The sequence below is a fragment of the Sporacetigenium mesophilum DSM 16796 genome (assembly GCF_059569055.1).
The window spans coordinates 1-20,296 of the sequence record NZ_JCANUR010000018.1; the positions used below are offsets into that span (position 1 = coordinate 1).

20 protein-coding genes and 2 tRNA genes are annotated in these 20,296 nt (G+C 29.6%); 2 read left to right on the forward strand and 20 right to left on the reverse strand.

Annotated elements, in window-relative coordinates:
• The coding region (locus tag BS62_RS12590; protein ID WP_496491633.1) for a ferritin family protein at nucleotides 1–501 on the forward strand (501 nt) is incomplete at its 5' end.
• Between the two features lie 157 nt (nucleotides 502–658).
• Here the strand turns inward: BS62_RS12590 and BS62_RS12595 are convergent.
• The 13 genes from BS62_RS12595 to polA form a co-directional block, all read right to left on the reverse strand.
• Nucleotides 659–1,168: a fascin domain-containing protein gene (locus BS62_RS12595; protein ID WP_496491634.1), complete on the reverse strand. Its 510-nt coding sequence runs from the start codon at nucleotides 1,166–1,168 to the stop codon at nucleotides 659–661.
• 119 nt (nucleotides 1,169–1,287) lie between these two features.
• Nucleotides 1,288–1,791, reverse strand: coding sequence for a GNAT family N-acetyltransferase (locus BS62_RS12600; protein ID WP_496491635.1), 504 nt, complete (start codon nucleotides 1,789–1,791; stop codon nucleotides 1,288–1,290).
• Between the two features lie 5 nt (nucleotides 1,792–1,796).
• Nucleotides 1,797–2,228 (reverse strand): MarR family winged helix-turn-helix transcriptional regulator, encoded by a 432-nt coding sequence (locus BS62_RS12605; RefSeq protein WP_496491636.1) that lies wholly within the window; start codon nucleotides 2,226–2,228, stop codon nucleotides 1,797–1,799.
• A 133-nt stretch (nucleotides 2,229–2,361) separates the two neighbouring features.
• Nucleotides 2,362–2,622: a thioredoxin family protein gene (locus tag BS62_RS12610; RefSeq protein ID WP_496491637.1), complete on the reverse strand. Its 261-nt coding sequence runs from the start codon at nucleotides 2,620–2,622 to the stop codon at nucleotides 2,362–2,364.
• Between the two features lie 65 nt (nucleotides 2,623–2,687).
• Nucleotides 2,688–2,885, reverse strand: coding sequence for a hypothetical protein (locus BS62_RS12615; RefSeq protein ID WP_496491638.1), 198 nt, complete (start codon nucleotides 2,883–2,885; stop codon nucleotides 2,688–2,690).
• Nucleotides 2,886–2,928: 43 nt separating this feature from the next.
• Entirely contained in the window at nucleotides 2,929–3,222 is a 294-nt protein-coding gene (locus tag BS62_RS12620) for a helix-turn-helix domain-containing protein (RefSeq protein ID WP_496491639.1), read from the reverse strand.
• Nucleotides 3,223–3,436: 214 nt separating this feature from the next.
• Nucleotides 3,437–3,523, reverse strand: a tRNA-Leu gene (locus BS62_RS12625).
• A 107-nt stretch (nucleotides 3,524–3,630) separates the two neighbouring features.
• Entirely contained in the window at nucleotides 3,631–4,542 is a 912-nt protein-coding gene (cysK, locus tag BS62_RS12630) for a cysteine synthase A (RefSeq protein WP_496491640.1), read from the reverse strand.
• Nucleotides 4,543–4,712: 170 nt separating this feature from the next.
• Nucleotides 4,713–5,432, reverse strand: a complete 720-nt coding sequence (locus BS62_RS12635; RefSeq protein WP_496491641.1) for an SIR2 family NAD-dependent protein deacylase — start codon at nucleotides 5,430–5,432, stop codon at nucleotides 4,713–4,715.
• Nucleotides 5,433–5,461: 29 nt separating this feature from the next.
• The gene (locus tag BS62_RS12640; protein ID WP_496491642.1) at nucleotides 5,462–7,081 is read right to left on the reverse strand and encodes an ABC transporter substrate-binding protein; all 1,620 of its coding nucleotides are present in this window, start codon (nucleotides 7,079–7,081) and stop codon (nucleotides 5,462–5,464) included.
• 28 nt (nucleotides 7,082–7,109) lie between these two features.
• Nucleotides 7,110–7,649 carry a lytic transglycosylase domain-containing protein gene (locus tag BS62_RS12645; RefSeq protein ID WP_496491643.1) on the reverse strand — a complete coding sequence of 180 codons (540 nt, stop codon included), beginning with the start codon at nucleotides 7,647–7,649 and terminating at the stop codon, nucleotides 7,110–7,112.
• Nucleotide 7,650: 1 nt separating this feature from the next.
• On the reverse strand, nucleotides 7,651–8,271 hold the full coding sequence (gene coaE / locus BS62_RS12650; RefSeq protein ID WP_496491644.1) for a dephospho-CoA kinase: 621 nt from the start codon (nucleotides 8,269–8,271) through the stop codon (nucleotides 7,651–7,653).
• Nucleotides 8,253–10,907 (reverse strand): DNA polymerase I, encoded by a 2,655-nt coding sequence (polA, locus tag BS62_RS12655; RefSeq protein ID WP_496491645.1) that lies wholly within the window; start codon nucleotides 10,905–10,907, stop codon nucleotides 8,253–8,255. Before polA ends, coaE begins: the two co-directional genes overlap by 19 nt.
• A 129-nt stretch (nucleotides 10,908–11,036) precedes the next feature.
• Between polA and BS62_RS12660 the strand changes: the two genes are divergently transcribed.
• A tRNA-Leu gene (locus BS62_RS12660) sits at nucleotides 11,037–11,123 on the forward strand.
• Between the two features lie 77 nt (nucleotides 11,124–11,200).
• Here the strand turns inward: BS62_RS12660 and BS62_RS12665 are convergent.
• From BS62_RS12665 to BS62_RS12695, 7 genes are all read right to left on the reverse strand, one after another.
• Entirely contained in the window at nucleotides 11,201–12,082 is an 882-nt protein-coding gene (locus BS62_RS12665; protein ID WP_496491646.1) for a toast rack family protein, read from the reverse strand.
• Between the two features lie 45 nt (nucleotides 12,083–12,127).
• The gene (locus tag BS62_RS12670) at nucleotides 12,128–12,502 is read right to left on the reverse strand and encodes a PspC domain-containing protein (RefSeq protein ID WP_496491647.1); all 375 of its coding nucleotides are present in this window, start codon (nucleotides 12,500–12,502) and stop codon (nucleotides 12,128–12,130) included.
• Nucleotides 12,503–12,647: 145 nt separating this feature from the next.
• Nucleotides 12,648–14,090, reverse strand: coding sequence for a Na+/H+ antiporter NhaC (gene nhaC / locus BS62_RS12675; RefSeq protein ID WP_496491648.1), 1,443 nt, complete (start codon nucleotides 14,088–14,090; stop codon nucleotides 12,648–12,650).
• A gap of 806 nt (nucleotides 14,091–14,896) precedes the next feature.
• Entirely contained in the window at nucleotides 14,897–16,285 is a 1,389-nt protein-coding gene (locus BS62_RS12680) for an SLC13 family permease (RefSeq protein ID WP_496491649.1), read from the reverse strand.
• 115 nt (nucleotides 16,286–16,400) lie between these two features.
• Nucleotides 16,401–17,798, reverse strand: a complete 1,398-nt coding sequence (locus BS62_RS12685; protein ID WP_496491650.1) for an MFS transporter — start codon at nucleotides 17,796–17,798, stop codon at nucleotides 16,401–16,403.
• A gap of 244 nt (nucleotides 17,799–18,042) precedes the next feature.
• Complete coding sequence (locus BS62_RS12690; protein ID WP_496491651.1) at nucleotides 18,043–19,407, reverse strand: uroporphyrinogen decarboxylase family protein; 1,365 nt, start codon at nucleotides 19,405–19,407, stop codon at nucleotides 18,043–18,045.
• A 1-nt stretch (nucleotide 19,408) separates the two neighbouring features.
• Nucleotides 19,409–20,047: a cobalamin B12-binding domain-containing protein gene (locus BS62_RS12695; RefSeq protein WP_496491652.1), complete on the reverse strand. Its 639-nt coding sequence runs from the start codon at nucleotides 20,045–20,047 to the stop codon at nucleotides 19,409–19,411.
• Nucleotides 20,048–20,296: the final 249 nt, after the last annotated feature.

The following is a 20,296-nucleotide window of genomic DNA, read 5'->3' on the forward strand; positions in this document are numbered from 1 at the left end:
GAAACTGCACCAGAAAAATGTCCAGTTTGTAAAGTTGGAGCTGAAAAGTTCATAGAAAAATCAGGGGATTTAGTTTGGGCTGATGAACATAGAATAGGTGTTGCTAAAGATGTAGATCCTGAAATAATAGAAGGTTTAAGAGCTAACTTCATAGGGGAATGTACTGAAGTTGGAATGTACTTAGCTATGTCTAGACAAGCAGATAGAGAAGGGTTCCCTGAAGTTGCTGAAGCTTATAAGAGAATAGCTTTTGAAGAAGCTGAACATGCTGCTAAATTTGCTGAATTATTAGGCGAAGTTGTTGTTGCCGATACTAAGGCTAACTTAACTGCTAGAGTTGATGCTGAATACGGTGCTTGTGATGGTAAGAAAAAATTAGCTACTCGTGCTAAAGAATTAAACTTAGATGCTATACATGATACTGTTCATGAAATGTGTAAAGATGAAGCTAGACATGGTATGGCTTTTAAAGGTTTATTAGAAAGACACTTTAATAAATAATATTATTTAGTTATTGCATAACTTACCATTTATTGGTTATAATCCTAATATATAGTTAATTAATCCACTATATAATTTGCTTTGCTACAGGAATAGGGCTAAGGTTAATACCTTAGCCCGCTTTTTTTATGTTAATTTTTAAAAAACATTTCAAATTCTATATTTGTGGAATTACTATTAATCTTGTTCTAGGGCCTGTTGCAACGCCATAAGCTGTTAAAAATCTAGGTTCATTGACTAATGCGAACATCAAAAGACCTTTTTCTGTAATAAAATTTGCCCTGTCAGGAGTTGCTCCTACTATCGTAAATTGTTCTTTTGAACCTATAGTTGTACCAGTAGCAGTTATTAAACCCTCTCCTCCATTTACAGCACTTAGATAATATCCTTTAGTTGTTCTTATAGCAACTTTGTCTCTATTCAATCCTTGTGGTATTAACAAAAAAGTCTCATTTGGGCCTATTGAAATAGCATTAACAAATACATATCCTCCTCCCCCATTTGCAGCAGATACGAAAAAACCACCATCAATTTTTAATGCTACTTTAACTATATTACCTGCTTTTAAAGTTTGGATTATTTTATATATAGGAAGTTCATATTGCTCTTGCAATTCGGTAGGCATTATAATTTGATCTAGCTGTTGTCTTTTATATATATTAAACATAATTACTCCCCTTTTAAATATCTCGTTTAATATAATATATGAATATAATATCTAATGTGAAATGTACAAATAAAAAACAACGCTATAAGCGTTGCTATTTATTTCTTATATTTTATTATTTATTCATTACCTAAAATTTTATCATAACAATAAAAAGGTTTTTCTTTTCCTAAAAAACTCATCTCCCCGATAAGTTTATATCCACATTTCTTAAATAATGAATTCATCTTTATATTTATTGAATAAGTATCTGTTTTTAAATATTTTACATTTTGTTCTCTTGCTAATTCTTCTGCAAATTTCATTAAATTTTTGGCAACTCCTTTATTCCTATGAGCATTATTAACTGCCATCCTATGAACTACCATAGATTTTTCATCTAAAGACCAATTTAATTCTTTATATTCATCTGGCTCTATGTAGTTAACACATATAAAGCCTGCAACCTCTTTATCTATATCTTCAACATATAATTCTTCTTTTTCTATATCATATGCGAAATTACTAGCTTGAGGATAGCTTTCATCCCACTGCGTATTATTATAAGAGCGCATTTCTTCTACTGTTTCTTTTATTATTTTCATAATACTATCTAAATCATTTACTGTTGCTTTTCTTATCATAATGATCACTCCTTATACTGTTTTGTTTTATACCATTCCTGTTCAATATTTTCTCTCATTTTTTTTACTAGTTCATACACAATTCTTTTTTCTTCTTCTGTAAATCCACAAAAGCAAGTTTCTATATTTCTATTTTCTTCTTCAACTACAAGATTGTAAATTTCAAGTGCTTTTTCTGTTGGATTTAATCTATATATTCTCTTATCTATTTCATCTTGTTCCTTGTTTATATATCCTTCTTTTATAAGCTTTTGTATAGCTTTTGTAGTTGTCGTTTTATCAACTTTTAAAATATTTGATAAACTAATTAGATTAATCCCCGGATTTTCACACACTCTGGTTAAAAATATAAACTGACCTTTTTGCAAATTTAATTCTTTGAACTTTAAATCACTTATTGAGTGTACTGTTCTAGATAACTGGCCTACTTCTCTCAAAATATTGCTTTTAAAATTATTAATGGCTATCACCCCTTATTTAGTTGAACATTCAACTATATTTATATTATCAAAATTTTGTTGAAAATTCAACTATATTTTTTCAAAAAAATAGCAACGCTTCTAAGCGTTACTATAAACTAGCTTCTTCAAAAACTTTATGTACAACATCTTTAGTGGTGCCACCTTCAAAAATTTTACGATTTTCTATATAGTAAGTTGGAACATAGTAGTAATCGTATTTACTCGCAATTTCAGGATTTTTTTCTTCATCAATTATTTCTACCTTAATGTCTTTATATTTGGGATTTTCTTGTTTCACTTCATCAATCCATTTAATTGCTTTTTTACAATGAGGGCACCAATCTGTTATAAGCACAGTAATATCTTTCATAAAATTACACCTTCCTATTAACTATTTTTCAAAAGTAATTAATCAAGCATTAGAATAAATTGAATTTAAATTACATAAATATCATTACTATTATCCTCTACAGTTTTTACATTATTATTTTTATGAAATCCTATTTTAATTAACTCATACATAGCCTCTGAAAAATCATCTATATTATTAGTTTCTTTATAATCTTCTACTTTCTCTATAATATCCCAAGGCATTATGAAGCTTTTATGTTTATTTATACTATTTTCTTCCATGCAATCACCTTTTTAATATGTAAATTTTTATATAAATATGATTTTACAGTGTTGTAGTTTCATATTTACCATTTTCATATGCTTCTCTATATTTATCAAAGGTACTTTTTCTACCTGATTTTCTTTTAATCTCCTGATTTTCTGTATTATCACTTAAAGGTATAAATCCAAACTCTCTAACTAAAGCTTCTTCTCTTATAAGCCAAGTCTTTCCAAACTTTTTTACATCTACACTATCAATAAATCTTTTACCTACATTTTGTCTAAAGGTAGATTGATCCATTTTATACATACTTGCTACATCTGCAAAGGTATATAATCCTTCAAAAGAACTCATAAAATCACTCCTTAAATTATATTTATATCGTGATTATTAACTTATATCGTGATTTTATACATTTATATAATATATAAATTTTTTTATATAGCTTTCTGGATGTCTTAAAAACATTATTTAATTTATTAGATTTCTTAGATTAGAAGGAGATTAGATAAACAGGTATTTTGATTTACTATAAAAAAATAGCAACGCCTATAAGCGTTGCTATTACTGGTGCGGAAAGGGGGACTTGAACCCCCACGAGAATACTCCCGCCACCCCCTCAAGATGGTGCGTCTGCCGATTCCGCCATTCCCGCATGTTTGATTTCATAACAATATTTTAAAGAATTTTCACAAAATAGTCAAGAAAAAGAGCTTATAAAAATTATAAGCTCTTTGATTTATATTTTATATTATCTATATATTATTGATATAATCCCATAGATAAATATTTTTCTCCTCCGTCTGGAGCTAATGTTACTACAGCTTTCCCTTTTCCTAATTCTTTAGCAACTTCAATTGCTGCAAATATAGCAGCCCCTGATGATATACCTACAAGCATACCTTCTTCACTTGCTACACGTCTAGCTGCATCAAAAGCATCTTCATCTTCAACAGTTATAATTTGATCAACTAAATCTGCTTTGTATATACCTGGTACAAATCCAGCACCTATACCTTGTATTTTGTGTGGTGATGGGTTACCACCTGATAATACTGGAGATTTCGCTGGTTCTACAGCTACAACTTTTATATCAGATTTTAATTCTTTTAATTTATTTCCAACTCCTACTACAGTTCCACCAGTTCCAACTCCTGCTACAAATGCATCTACATTTGGAACATCTTCTAATATTTCTTCTGCAGTAGTTGCATAGTGCTTTTCTGGATTTGCTATGTTTTCAAATTGTTGTGGTACGAAATACTCTTTTCCAGCTGATGCCATTTCTAAAGCTTTTGCTATAGCACCTTTCATTCCTAGTGCGCCTTCAGTTAATACTAATTCAGCTCCATAAGCTGATATCATATTTCTTCTTTCCACACTCATAGTTTCTGGCATTACTATTATAACTTTGTATCCTCTTAATTTTCCTATCATAGCTAAAGCTATACCAGTATTCCCACTAGTTGGCTCAACTATTACACTACCTTCTTTTAATAATCCCATTTCTTCAGCTTTTTCTATCATTCCAAGTGCTGCTCTATCTTTTACACTTCCGCCAGCATTGAATTTTTCTAATTTTACATATATATCAGCCATATTTTCATCAGCTATATTGCTTAATTTTAACATTGGTGTTTTACCTATCATTTCTAATACACTATTAAATATCATATTCTATTCCTCCTGTTTTTATCTATTTAATCCCTATCGATTTACTATGTTTTAATTATACATCTTAATACATTGTCCTGTCAATATAAAGAATAATAAATATATTATTTATTTTATACTATATCTAACAATAAAAATAGGGATTTATTTACATAAATCCCTACTTATATTTATATAGCTTCTTCAGTTAATTTATCTACATTACTAAGAATCTCGCCTATGTTTCCTTCTAAAAATAAATCGCAGTCTATATCATGACTTTTTACATCATCAATAACTACTAACTTACCTTTAGAAAGCTTTTTCACTTGATTTACAGGTGATATAAGTAAATTCGTCCCTATAACTACTACCAAGTCAGCCCCTTGTATATCCCCTATAGTTCTAAACCACTCAAATTCACGATAAGGATCTCCATATAAAACTATATCTGGTCTTAAATTAGATGAACACTCTCTACATTTTGATTTATTTAGAAAATCTTCAGAAGTGTGCTTAGTTTTACATGTTTTGCAGTATACATTATTTATTCTTCCATTTAAATGGTAAACTATATTACATCCAGCATATTCATGAAAATCATCTACAGCTTGTGTAGCTATTGAATGAACTAAACTATTTTCTTGCCACTTAGATAATATCTTATGCCCATTATTGAAATTACATTGTTGTAAATCAGCTACCCTTGTACTATAAAATTCATGGAATTTATCGTAATTATTATCCAAAGAATCTACTAAAGATGCTATTTTAGGGTCAGCGTCATTCCACCAACCTTCTTTCTCAAAGATATCAGGTATATTACTATCTTCATTTATTTTATAGCCTGTTATGACTACTGTATTTTTAGATTCCTTTAAATATTTAGCTAACAGTCTTTCATTAGTCATGATTATATCCCCCTTTAAAGTCTTTCATGTTATTTTTCTATATTGAGACTCTCTATTCCTTCATATATATCAAAATCATTTGAATTAAAATTACCTTTTATCCTTTTGTTTACAACTATATTGTCATTAGTTATAACTAATGGTATAAAAAGAATTTTATCTCTTACATACTTTTGGAGTTTGTGATAACTTTCTATGTCAGCTTGTTTTCCTTTATAAACCAAAGTATCTTGAAGATATTGACTTAATTTTTCATCTTGATAGTTTATTGAATTTATTATAAAGCTTGGATCTGGAACATGAGAAAGTTCCCATCCAATTAATGCTATGTCGTATTCCCCTTTTGATAAAGCTTCTGTCATTTCATCTTCGCTTAATTCCAGTGTAGTTACTTTTATACCTATATCAGCTAAATTATCTCTTATTGTATAAGAAGCTTTTATTCTTTCAAAGTTATCTTTATTTACTATAAGTTTTAGTTCTATTTTTTTCTTACTAGTAACTACATTTTTATTTTCATTATTATTTGTGTTATTTTCGTTATTTTTATTTTCTTCATTGTTTACATTATTTTGGGTACTTGTATTTTTTTCACTTACCTTTTTTAGAAATTCTTTTGCCTTTTTCTTATTATATGGATATGGTTTTAGATCTTTATTATAATATTTTGATGTTGGATATAGGGCAAAACCTGTTCTTTGGGCCTGTTCTATATAACCTTCTTTTACTATACTATCCCTGTCTATTGCATGAACTATAGCTCTCCTAAAGTTTATATCATTAATGTAGGGATTGTTAAAATTAAGAACCATATTTTCAAACCCTCTACCTTCATAGCTTATAGTTCTAAATTCATTATCTGTAAAACTAGCTAAGTCCTGTAGACTAACCTTTGTTATATCAGTTTCTAATGCCATAGTCATTGTAACCTGTGCTTCTTCATCAGGAACTATGCTAACCCTTATATCCCTTGCATCTTCTGGGATTTCATCGTAATAATCCTTATTTGGAGATAATAACATATAGCTTCTAGGTTCATACTTTTCTATTTTATAATGTCCACTTCCAATTAAATTACTTTTATCTGATTTCATTTTTTCATCATCTAATCCATCCAAAATATGCTTTGGAATTATAGGAAACGTAAGTGTTTCTACAGAAAATGCATATGAATCAGTAAAATTTATAGTTAAATCCTTTGAAGTACTTACTTGTACACTAGATATATTCTCTACCAAAGGCTTGTATGGACTTTCTTCAGATTGTTTTATTGTGTCTATAGTAAATTTAACGTCGCTTGCTACTAATTTTTGTCCGTCATGCCAACTACTGTCTTTCAAAGTTATATTAAGGGATGTTCCCCCATTACCAAAACTATAACTTTCAACAAGTTGTGGTACTACATTGTAATTTTTATCTATTTTGAATAAGCCTTCATACACCAATTTCATTACATAATCCACTGAAGTATAATTATTTAAAATAGGATTTAGTGTAGTCGGCTGAATCATAGACAAATTTATGTTTTCAGAGTTAATAGCACTTACAACTTCATTTTCTTTTTTATCATTATTTAATATATTTTTAGTACATCCGAAAAGTAGAGATGTTGTTAATATAATCATTAATATAACTCTAACCTTTTTCATTAGTTTCTCCCTTCAATTTCTTATCCTTCTAGCTATATAACTTTGTGTACATTTTGTAATTTTTTTGTACCTTTTCTAAATAGTTTTCCGTTTCTTTAAAAGGTATATAATCAATTACATTTCCGTCTCTGCTGTATTTTTTATTTTTAAGCCACTTAGCTACATTTCCAGAACCGCCGTTATATGCTGCTATTACTAGATTTGTATCTTTAAATTGAATATACAATCTATTTAAATACCAACATCCAATTTTTATATTTGTATTTGGGTCATATATATCTACATCTTTTAGCTTAAGCTCTTTTTGTGCCCATTTTTGAGTAATAGGACTTATTTGCATAAGTCCTTTTGCATCTTTATGAGATATGGCATCTTGGTCAAATTTACTTTCAGCCTTTATAATGCTAAAAACCAAATATGGATCTATATTATATTCATTTGCATACTTAAGTACATATTCATTGTATTTGGTTGGATATGCAGTTTTTAAAACTTCTTCATGTTCGTATAATACCCCCACTACCAAAGCTATGATTATAGCTATAATGACAAGGATTTTTTTCGTCACATCATATCCCCTCCATATTTTTTAAGAATTCCTCCACTTGCTTATTAAGTATTTCCAAGTCATATGAGTTATCTATTATATAATCTGCGTAAGTTTTTTTATCTTCTTGACTCATTTGAGATTTTATTCTAACAATAGCATCTTCCCTAGAACAATTATCTCTTTTTATTATTCTTTGTATTTGAACTTCTTCATCACAAATTATTAAAAGAATTTTATCCACTAAGTCATAAAACTTTGCTTCTATTAATAATGGTGCATCAACTATAACGATTTTTTCTTTATTATTTTTATATTCATTTATTCTGCCTTCAATAATTTTTTTAATTTTTGGATGAGTAATACTGTTTAATTTTATAAGTTTAACATCATCATTAAAAACTATATTACCTAGCTTTTTTCTATTTAAAGTTCCATCAGAGTTCTTAACTTCATCTCCAAAATAATCAAATATTTCATTTAAAGCAGTTGTATTATTAAGTATTTCTCTAGATATTTTATCAGCATCTATTATGTTAATATTTTTGGATTTAAGTACATTAGATACAGTGCTTTTTCCAGTTCCTATACTTCCAGTTAAGCCTACAACTAACATTTTTTCACCTACTTTGTATCGTACCATGATTTTCCTACATTTAAATCTACCTTTAATGTAACATCCATAGAAAATGCATTTTCCATTTCTTTTCTCATTATATCCTTTACTATATCTATTTCATCTTCATACGTTTCTATTATAAGCTCATCGTGTACTTGAAGTATAAGCTTAGATTTAAGGTTGTTTTCTTCAAGTTTGTTGTGAACATTTACCATAGCTATTTTTATTATATCTGCTGCACTACCTTGGATTGGAGCATTCATAGCAAGTCTTTTTCCTAAGTTTTTAAGAATATTATTTCTTGAATTTATCTCTGGTATATATCTTCTTCTATTTAATATCGTTCTTACATGGCCATCATTAATAGCTTCTTCTATTACGTTATCCATATACTCTTTTATTCTAGGATATTTTGCAAGGTAAGCATCTATATACCCCTTGGCCTTTTTTACTGGTATGTGTAGGTTTTGAGATAACCCAAAATCACTTATTCCATAAACTATACCAAAGTTTACTGCCTTTGCAGCACTTCTAAGCTCACTAGTAACTTCATCAAGTTCTACATCAAATACTTGAGATGCAGTTTTTGTATGTATATCTTCTTCATGTTTGAATGCATCTATCATACTTTCATCGCCACTAATACTAGCAAGTACTCTAAGTTCTATTTGAGAGTAATCTGCATCTACAAACTGACAGTTGTCATCTGCTATAAATACCTTTCTAAGGTTTCTACCAAGTTCAAGTCTTACAGGTATATTTTGAAGATTAGGCTCTGTAGATGATATTCTTCCTGTTGTAGTTATAGTTTGGTTAAAAGATGAATGAATTCTTTTACTTATTGGATTCATTATATTTAATAAGCCATCTACATATGTAGATTTTAGCTTAACTATTTGTCTATATTCTGATATTTTGTTTATTATAGGGTGCTTATCTTTTAATTTATCTAGTACTTCTGCATCAGTTGAATACCCTGTTTTTGTCTTTTTAACTACAGGTAACTCTAGTTTTTCAAATAATATAACTCCTAATTGCTTAGGTGAATTTATATTAAACTTATCACCAGCAAGTTCATATATATCTTTTTCTAAAGTTTGTATAGAAGCTGTAAATTCAACGTTTAACTCTTCTAATTTTTCTTTATCAACTTTAATTCCTTCATATTCCATAAATCCTAGTACTTCAACTAAAGGCATTTCTACATCATAAAAAAGACTATCCATATCCATTTCTTTTATTTTTTCTTCCATCATAGGCATTGTGTTATATACAACATATAATATATCACCTATGTGAATTTTAAGTGTTTCAAAGTCTAAGTCTACATATTTTTTTGCCTTTACACCTTTTCCTAGTAATTCTTCCTTTGATGTTAGCTTTTTGTTCAAATATTTAGCAGCTATATTGTCATATGAATAAGTAGAACTAGCTGAATCTATTAAATACTCAGATATAGTTATATCAAAATCCATGTTTTCAAGCTTTATACCATAAGATCTTAGTGCTATATAATCTTCTTTTAAGTTGTATCCATATTTTTTTATTTCTTTACTAGATAAAATTTCTTTGAAATCTTCTATATTTTCTTCATCAATATAGTATATGTTTTTGTCGTCTAAACTTAAAAACATATGTAATATATTTTTATTAAGTAAATTATCTGATTTAGTTACAGTTTTTAATAAAACATATTTTTTTTCATTTATTTCATTTATAAAATCATTTATATTTTCTAATTTATTTATACTTATATTTAATTCTTCTTGGACAGCTGGTGCGTTTTCATCACCTGATGCATTATTAGAAATCTTTGATATTAAGCTGTTAAATCCAAACTCACTAAACAACTTTATAACCTCATCAGTATCGTATTGTTCTAGTTTTAACTCATCTAAATCTATTTGTATTGGCATATCTCTAATTATAGTAGCTAGTCTTTTACTCATTATAGCTGATTCTTTATTTTCTTCTATTTTAGTTTTAACACTGCCCTTTAACTTATCTGTGTTTTCAATTAAGTTTTCTATACTTCCAAACTCTTTTATAAGTTTTATACCTGTTACTTCCCCTACACCTGGTACCCCTGGGATATTATCCGATTTATCTCCCATCAGTCCTTTTAGGTCTATAAATTGATTAGGAGTCATTTGATATTTTTCCATGACTTTATCAAAATCGTATTCTTCCACCTCAGCTATACCTTTTTTAGTTATAAGTGTTGTAGTGTTGTTTGATGCAAGTTGTATAGCATCTTTGTCCCCTGTAACTATGTATACTTTGTAGTCATTTTGTTCTGCTACCAATGATACTGTTCCTATTATATCGTCAGCTTCGAACCCTTCTAATTCAAGTCTATGTATTTTGAAAGAATCTAATAACTTCTTTAAAGGCTCCATTTGTACTCTTAGCTCGTCTGGCATTTTTTTTCGCCCTGCTTTGTAATCTTTATATTCTAAGTGTCTAAATGTAGGGGCTTTTTTGTCAAATGCAACACTTATATGTGTTGGCTTATATGTCTCTATTATTTTAAATAGCATTGTTGTAAATCCATATATTGCATTTGTATGTAATCCATCTTTGTTCATAAGTTCTGGAAGGGCATAAAATGCTCTGTTTATTATTGAGTTTCCATCTATTATAATTAATCTTTTGTTCAAAATTATCACTCCTAAAATTATTATGTACTTATTATAAACCAAAGTACTATATATTATATTATCATAATAATTACTATTATATTGCATAAAGTTTCCTGTAGTGCTATAATATATTTAGTTAATCGATAAGCCGGTTTGCTGGAATCGGCAGACGGGGCGGACTCAAAATCCGTTGTCAGCAATGACGTGTGGGTTCAAGTCCCACAACCGGCACCAATAAAGAAAAACTAGGTCATATGACCTAGTTTTTTTATGTTCAAATAATACAATATTAATAAAAAGTATTATATATGTTATTTCATTTTAAAATCTATTTTACCAGCACCCATATCAATATCAAATTCTAACTTTTTATTAGCTTCTTCATAATTAGAAGATAAATAATAATCTCCTGACTTATTTAAGTTTAAATCATCTATATTAGTTTTAGTTAAAGCAGCATCTAACTTTATTTTTATTCCTGCCTCTTTTGGAATTACTATAGTCAAGTTTGAAGCACCAGAATCAATCTTAATATTTGAATTATTATATTTATTCCCTAAAATCATATCTAAATCTCCTGCTCCGAAATCTAAGTCAATTGATTTAATGGGTATTTCTTCAAAATTAAGTTTTCCAGAAATAGCACCTAAGTCAAGGTCCAAATCCCATATTACGTCTTTATTCAAATTGAAGTTGTAATTACTACTTTTAGATTTATCCAAATTTGTTATACTATATTCTTTACCTTCAAATCTCAAATTTGCAGTTTCTTTACTATTTTTATATGCCTCATTATATAATAGTTCTCTTCCTTCTAAGTTTGCTCTTATAAGGCCTTCTTCTTCCGAATCTATATTAACTTTAGCAGCTCCTATATCTAAATCAAATTCTCCATAAGTAGTTTCTATAGGTTTTTTAACATTAATATTATTTCTAATTAACTCGTTTTTAACAATACCACCTTGATAAAAGACTCCATACAAAATTAGGATTACAAAAAATAGTGTCCAAGTTATAAAAGTGATAGATTTTTTCTTAAATAAAATATTAACTCCTACTACAATAAATATTAATGGCCACAAATCAAAAATCCCAAATAATATACTAAAACTAATATAACCTAGATTTACTAAAAAAAGAAAAATCCCTATGGTAATTAAAATAATACCATTAATCAACTTTCCATTATTCATATTTTCACCCCTTACAATAAGTATTACAGCACTTTGATATTATAGTTATTTTTTAAAATGCTTGCCTAGTACTACTACCCCTAATCCTATTAATAATATAGGAAATAAAAATCTAAAGTTTATCCAGTGAAAAACTGGAAATCTTTTAATAAATAATATTACTCCAATTAAAATAAATGAATATCCTAGGAATTTAGTATTTTTTTCTTCATTTATATTTACTGTACTTTCAAAATCTGTCCTCTCTGGAATTATTATTGAAGCAAGAATATATAATAATATTCCTGTACCTAAAGCAAATATACTAACTACGCAAAGTAATCTAACCATAGTTGAATCTACTTCAAAATATTCAGCTATTCCACCACATACCCCTGATATCTTTTTATCGTATCTTGAACGATATAAACGATTTTCCATTATCTTTTCCTCCATTAAAACTTAATATAATTTTATTATTCCTCTATATTAATAATACGCGAAATAGTTTTTATTGTGTATGAAAAATTGGCCATAAATAAACTCCTATACATAATGTATAGGAGTTTATTTAATAATTTATTGTTTATTCAGTAACCAAATTAAATTCTTTTTCAACTTCAGCAATTTCTTCAGGAGAAAGTTTTTCCATCGTTATTCCTGTAGCTCCATAAAGTAAAGAAATTAAAGGATTTATTAAGTTAAGGAATGCAAATGGTAAATAAGCTAGTGGAGAAACACCTAGTGTAGCAAACATATATGCACCACATGTATTCCATGGTATTAATGGTGATGTTAATGTACCACTATCTTCTAAACATCTCGATAAATTCTTAGGATGAAGTCCGCGTTTTCTAAACTCATCTTTATACATTCTTCCTGGAAGAACTATAGATAAATATTGATCCCCTGTAACTATATTAGTAAATGTACAAGTGAATAAAGTAGCAGCTACTAAGCCAAATGTACCTTTAGTAAATTTTAATATAGATGCTGCTATAGCTTCTAACATACCTGTTGCTTCTAATATCCCACCAAGAGTTAATGCACATAGTATAAGTGAAACTGTCCACATCATACTATCTAACCCACCACGAGTTAATAACTCATCAACAGCAGCAACTCCAGTTTCTGAAACGTATCCATAGTGTGCAGCATTTATTATATCTCCGAGTGATGCCCCTTGGAATACCCCAGCAAATACGGCACCTAATAATGCACCCGCTATAAGTCCAGGTATAGCTGGAACTTTAAGAACAACCATAGCTATAACACCTATAGGAGCTATAAATAAAATTGGAGAAAGAGTATTAAAGTTACTAGCTAGTGAATTTCTTATTAATTCTATTTGTGCAATATCAAGAGCTTGACCGGCATACTTCATGCCCATTACAGCGTATATAATCAATGCTATTAGTAAAGCTGGACCAGTAGTAAATACCATATGTTTTACGTGTTCAAACAGTGTAGTACCAGCCATTGCAGGAGCTAGGTTAGTTGTATCTGATAGTGGAGACATTTTATCTCCAAAATAAGCACCTGATATTATAGCACCAGCAACAACAGGAGCAGGTATTCCAAGGCCTTGCCCTATACCAATTAGTGCTATACCAACAGTACCAGCAGTTGTCCATGAAGAACCTGTAGCTAAAGCAACAATACCGCATATTATAGTTGTAGCAACTAAGAATATTCCCGGTGATAATATTTTAAGTCCCCAATAGATCATTGCAGGAACAACACCACTAAGTATCCAAGTTCCAATTAGTGCACCAACTACCATAAGTATAAGAATTGCCTGCATTGCCATATTAATTGTTTTAAGGATACCTTCTTCAAGCTCGCCCCATGAAAATCCTAATCTTGTTGTTGCAACTATTGCAGCTACTATTGCTCCAAGAATTAATGGGATATGAGGTGAAGCTTCATACTTAAAAATAGCAACTGATAAAAATACTATTAACGATAATATAGGAATAAGAGATTCTAATAAATTAGCTTTTCTTTTGATTTTTTGATTAGTACTCATAATTTACCCCCTAAGCTTTTGTTTATGTTTAGTCATTCTATAATTTAAGATTGTTATAAATATATTTTGTAAACGCTTTCCGAATTTACAACATTTCTTGCATTTATTTTTTTATTCCATAGTTTACAACCAATATTTGATTATCTTGTATTATCCCCTTCTAATGTAAACGTTGTGTTAAACAATAACACTATACTTTTACTTAGTTTCCTTAATATCATTTGTTCTTCCCCCTTTGAATTTAGTTTTGACATGATGGTTATAAATACCATCTATTTATAATGATACCATAATATAACACAAAAATCACATTTTTCGTTATTTTTTTATCATTGTTTTTTAGATTTTTTTTGGCTAGGCTCTTTAACTACCATCCCATCAACAAGAATATATGTTTATATTATAAACAACTTCATAATAATCTAGAGGTAATATTAGAAATCTATTACTTGTTATAAAATGATTAAATACTTTAATTAATATAATTTTTTTAATACACAATATTTTGTTATTATTCAGAATGTTATCCACTACATATTGTGGTTAATGTTGATAACAAAGTATATTTAGGATTTTTTTCATAAAAATGTATTGACTTATCCACAAAACATAGTAAATATTGGTTTTTTGCATAACAATACTCCTTAAAATAGAATTTCGAACATGTTTTTATCCACATTAAGAAGTTTAATTTATTTTCCATTTTATGTACTTTATTATAAACTTGTCTCTCTGATATTATCTATATAAACACTATAACTAAAAAGACCATATAGCCTAAACTATATGGTCCAAAACTAACTTTCCTACAAAATTCCCAACATCTTAAGAGCAAGTGGAGTCCACAAAGATGTCAACACTATCCAAGCTAAGGTAACGAAACTTCCGCTTTTGAACATATCCATCATAGAATAATATCCTGTAGAATATGTTAAAAGCGGAACAGAGTCAAGAGGTAGTAACATACAACATCCTGCATAAAATGCAGTAGGTACTCCTAAAAGAATTATACTTATACCCATATCATTAGCTATAGCCCCTAAAGGATATAACATTATCATAACAATAGCAGGTGCAATTGGTATTGGTAAATGAAGTAGAGCTATAAATATGCCTAAAAGAAGTAATAAGGTTACAGCATTAATATCAGTAGGTATATTAAAGAAGTTATTCAAAAGCCATTCCCCTACTCCAGTTGATATAACTGCACTACTTACAGAAATAACACTTCCTATCATAAGTATTACATTCCAACTTACACTATTAGAAAATTCCTTCCAGTCAAGTACATCAACACCTGGTAAAAACATAATAACAAGACCTAGAATAGATATTATAGTAACATCTAAAGCTGGAACCCATGAACTAAGTACCCAAAGTACCAACATTCCAATAATTATTGTACAAACCTTTTTATCTAAAGAATCCATATTGCCTCTCATTCTATAAGTTTCGATAAATCTATCTGTTTTTTGTACATTTATATCTTTAGGCTTACATAACTTAACCAAAACAAACCAAGTTATAGGTAATAAAACTAGTGCAATAGGAACTCCTACAACCATCCACTGAACAAAAGTAATAGTAGCATTGTTATATTCTTTCATTATACTAAGGGCAAGAATATTAATAGAACTACCTGCAGGTGTCATTATTCCACCTATCATACCTGCAAAGGGAATTGCAATCATAAAAGTCTTTCCTATATTTCTCTTGGTAATCTCATCCTCAGCAAGGTCTACTAATCCTAGAGCTAACCCCATAAACAAAGCTGTTGCTGGTACATTTGACATTATTGAAGAAATAAGACAAGTTGCACTCATAAAAGCAAACAATATTGACTTTATATTTGAGCCAAACTTTTTTAGCATAAAAAACAAAATTCTCTTTGCAATAGTAGATTTAGTTACTGAATATGATACACCAAAATTTGCTATAACAAAGAATATTACAGGACTTGAAAATGCAGCTATAGACTCTTTCAAAGTAACTATACCCATTATTGGCTGAAGTACCAATAAAAGCATACTTGTTATTCCAAGGGGAAGAGCTTCAGTTAACCAAAGAGTTAATGCAATTAACAATAATATAATTACATTTTTCCCTTCAATACTTAACCCACTTATTTCATTTATAAAAAAACTTGCTATAAAAATCAAAAGACTTATAACAATCCCCATACTTTTCTTATTCATAAAAACACCCCATTAATTTAAATTTAATAGCAGTATATATGAAGTCATAGATATTTAATGCAGTTTTAAAAATAAGCTGTGGCTTAATGCCACAGCTTATTTTTAAAATTGTATTTTATAAAGTTGGTGCTTTCTTTCTTTCATCTATTTCAACTTGATAAGCGTCAACCCTTTGCTTATTCAGTCTATAACAGAATGTCATTATTACTGCACTTACCAAAGCAAATATACCAGGTATGAATAAGAATACATTTATTACAGCATCTTTTAAATCTTGTGAAGCAGTTGTAGGGTCTGCTCCTGCAACAAATCCTGCTGCAGCCAATACTATAGGAATTACTGTACCCCTTGATATAATAGCTGATTTAAGAGATAAGTTCATTAGACCCATAATAAATGGATTTGCATTTTTTCCTGTTTTCCATTCTCCATATACAACAACATCTGAATAAAGTCCTACCATAACAGATGTTAATATACCAAGGAATGCTCTTGCAAAACAAACAACTACAAAGAACATAGTTACATTCATAGCTACAAATTTACAGAAAATAAGTGATCCAGCCAAACCAAATAAGCTAACAACTGCTGCAGTTCTTATAGATAATTTTTTTGCCATTGGTCCACTTATATATGCACCTACTACTTGAGCAATAGCTCCAACTAATAGATAAATCGGGAATAACTTCATATCTTGTGCAACGTATGTGAAATAATAAGCTGCTGCTGCTGTCATAATAAAGTTAACCATATATCTAAAGAAGTCTCCTAATAATAATGCAATAAGAGGTGGATTTTGGAAAACACTTTTTAACATGATTCCCATAGATAACTTTTCTGATTTAGTATTACTTAATATACCTCTTTCATCTTTTCCTTCTATTTCTTCATATCCATCAGTTATTTTAAATACAGTCCAGTAACCTAACATCATAAGAAAAGCCATTATTCCTGCTAACAATGTAAATCCTAATATTTCATTACCAGTAGTTCTACCAAGAAGTAACGCAAAAGGCATACCTATATAAGAGAAGAATACACCTGCTAAAGAAGTCCATGTAGCACGTCTTGAAGCAAGAAAACTACGTTCTTCAGGATTGTTTGCCATAACAGAAATTAAAGATACATTTCCAACCCATGCTATATTCCATATAATATGGCTTAAAATGAAGCCTGCACATACTATTGCTGCTGCAACTGGTTCTGGCCCAATTCTTGTATATTGGAACATATATAATATTACAACTATAGGAGGTGCTACTAACATCCATGAACGGTTTCTACCCCACTTCATAGCCTTAGTACCACTTATAATTCCACCATATATTGGAGATAAAATAGCATCAACTATACTTGTCACTGAACCTATTAATGCAACCATAGGAAGTGAAAACTTCGCTACATTTGTTAAGAAAAATACGAAACAGAACATTTCAACGCTGGTCATTAATGAAAAGCCAAGGTCTCCTACACCGTAAAATGTTTTTATAGACTTGCTCAATGGTTTTTTCATACATACACTCTCCCCAAAATTTATTTATAAAGGATAACCATTCAAAAGCTTTTGTAAATAAGCCTTAATTCAATAATAAGCGTCTATAAATTTCTCATCTTCAACTACTAATCTTGAGCAAGGTCCCATCTGGTCGCTGGCAGTTTATAACTATAGCATAGATTCTTAATTTAAAAATCTATGCTATATTATGTTTCCAAGAACCTTGAAAATACAGTCTTAGCTAACGTTTATCAGTTGTATATTATAACAATAAGAACATTAGGAATTGGAATAATCTATCTTCATAGTCTTGAAGTTTTACTTGACCAAAATCAGATACAGATGGATTGGAAGCTCTATATTGATCCCAAGTCTTGTAATATTTGCTTTCTAATTTTCTAGATGGCTCTACTTTGTAATCATCTTTATTAAATTGCATACCAGCAACTTCACCAGCATTATCATATACACCATAATCTCTAACAAATTCTGTAACAGCCTTTAAATTTTCCATGTTTATATCTTTTATAGAAAGTGGATTTTTATCAAATGAGAATATATACTTACCACCTGGAGCTAGGATATCTATTAATTCCTTAGCTTTATCAACACATTGCTCCTTAGTATGAGTTTTAAGCATCGTAACTGGATATAATCCTGTTATAATATGCTTTTTGCCTAACTTTTCTTTTATTAATTTTGGATCTCCATATTCAAACATCATTAATGTGTCTGTAGGAAGTTCATATAAATAATCTAAATATCTATCCCAGTTATCTTCACAGAATATTCTACAGTGAATTCCATGAGATGCGTATTCATCAATTAATCTCTTGAAACTAGGCCACCATAAATTTGCAAAATCTTTTTCTCTCATAAATGTAGGCATATGAAGTGGTAAGAATACATGAGAATAATTTGATACAACCTTTGGCATACCTTTTTTAAGAACTATTGGATAAAGAGCCTCACAAGCATCATAAACTTTCTTAGGCATTCTTCTTACATCCATACTTACGCCTTTGAAACTTCTAAGTTGATCTGCTAAGAAATCAAATGGAGCTTCTGTAAAACCACCTGACCCAAGAGGTCCTCCAGGATAATATCCATATTTCTCTGTTAACTTACCAACCAATGATCCACCTGTCATCATATCGTTGTTATATCCAAGAACACCCTTAGTAAAGCTCAACATCATATTTACAGGATCTTCTAAATTAAGTGCTTTATATTGTCTAGGGATAACGTTTTCTAATAGACAATCATAAGGCTTTTCAATTAAAAAATCATACTCCTCTGGTAACATACCAACTACTTCTGGATGTTGAAAAAATCCATTAGAACCCATTATAAATGATTGAGATTCTAATGCTTGATAATAAGATGGATATCGTAGTGAACTTCCACCAGGAGCTGCATCAGTATAAAACTCATGACAAAGTTTATCTAATGTCTCTTCTACTATCATAGGGTTCCATTGGGCTTCTACAATATCATGTCCTCCGTATTCAGCTACAAGCTCAAAAGGTACACTTATATTAACAGGAACTCTCTTTGGAATTTTATTATCAAAAACATCTTGGAATATACTTATTCTTTCTTCTTGTAAAGCTTTTACATCAGTCATATTATTTCACCCACCCTTGACATATTTTTATACCTTCTGCAGCGTTAGTTGTAAATGCATCTGCTCCTACAAATTCGCACGCTTCCTTTGTCACAGGGTTTCCACCGATTATTATCTTAACATCGTCTCTAAGGCCTGCTTCTTTTAGGCCTTCAATAGTATCTTTCATAGCATCTATAGCCAAAGTTAAAACTCCACTCATTCCTATAACTTGTGGTTTTACTTCCTTAACCTTCTCAACAAATGCATCTACACTTATATCTATACCAAGGTCATAAACTTCAAACCCTGCAGCCTCTGCCATACTTCTAAAAATATTTTTACCTATGTCGTGTAAGTCACCTTCTACAGTACCAAGGACTATAGTTCCTACTTTTTCAGTATCCCCTGATCCCATAACAGGTTTTAAAACATCTATTGCACTACTAAGTACTTCTCCTGCAAATATTAAATCACCAACAAAATACTCTCCTCTATCAAATAAATCCCCTACAACTGCCATTCCTTGTTGACATGCACTTACAACCTTTTGAGCGTCTTCTTCGCTAGGATTAGTTTCAACAAATTCATTTAACATATCTAGTACCACATCTTCTTCAAGATCTCCAACGGCTTGTTTTAATACATTTAAATCTAACATATTAAATCCCCCCCAATTTTACTATCTTGTACCTGTATATACATGGAATATGTATGTATATATTACATCTTATTATCTATAGTTTTATTTATTGCACGTCCCTGTAAAAATATTTTGAATTTTGTAAATTTAGTTAGTTTCATTAACAGTATTATATTTATATTCATATAAATATAATAGAACGAACTATCCTATTATGTAATTTAAGGTGGTGATATTATTAATCGTCAAGATATATATGATACATTA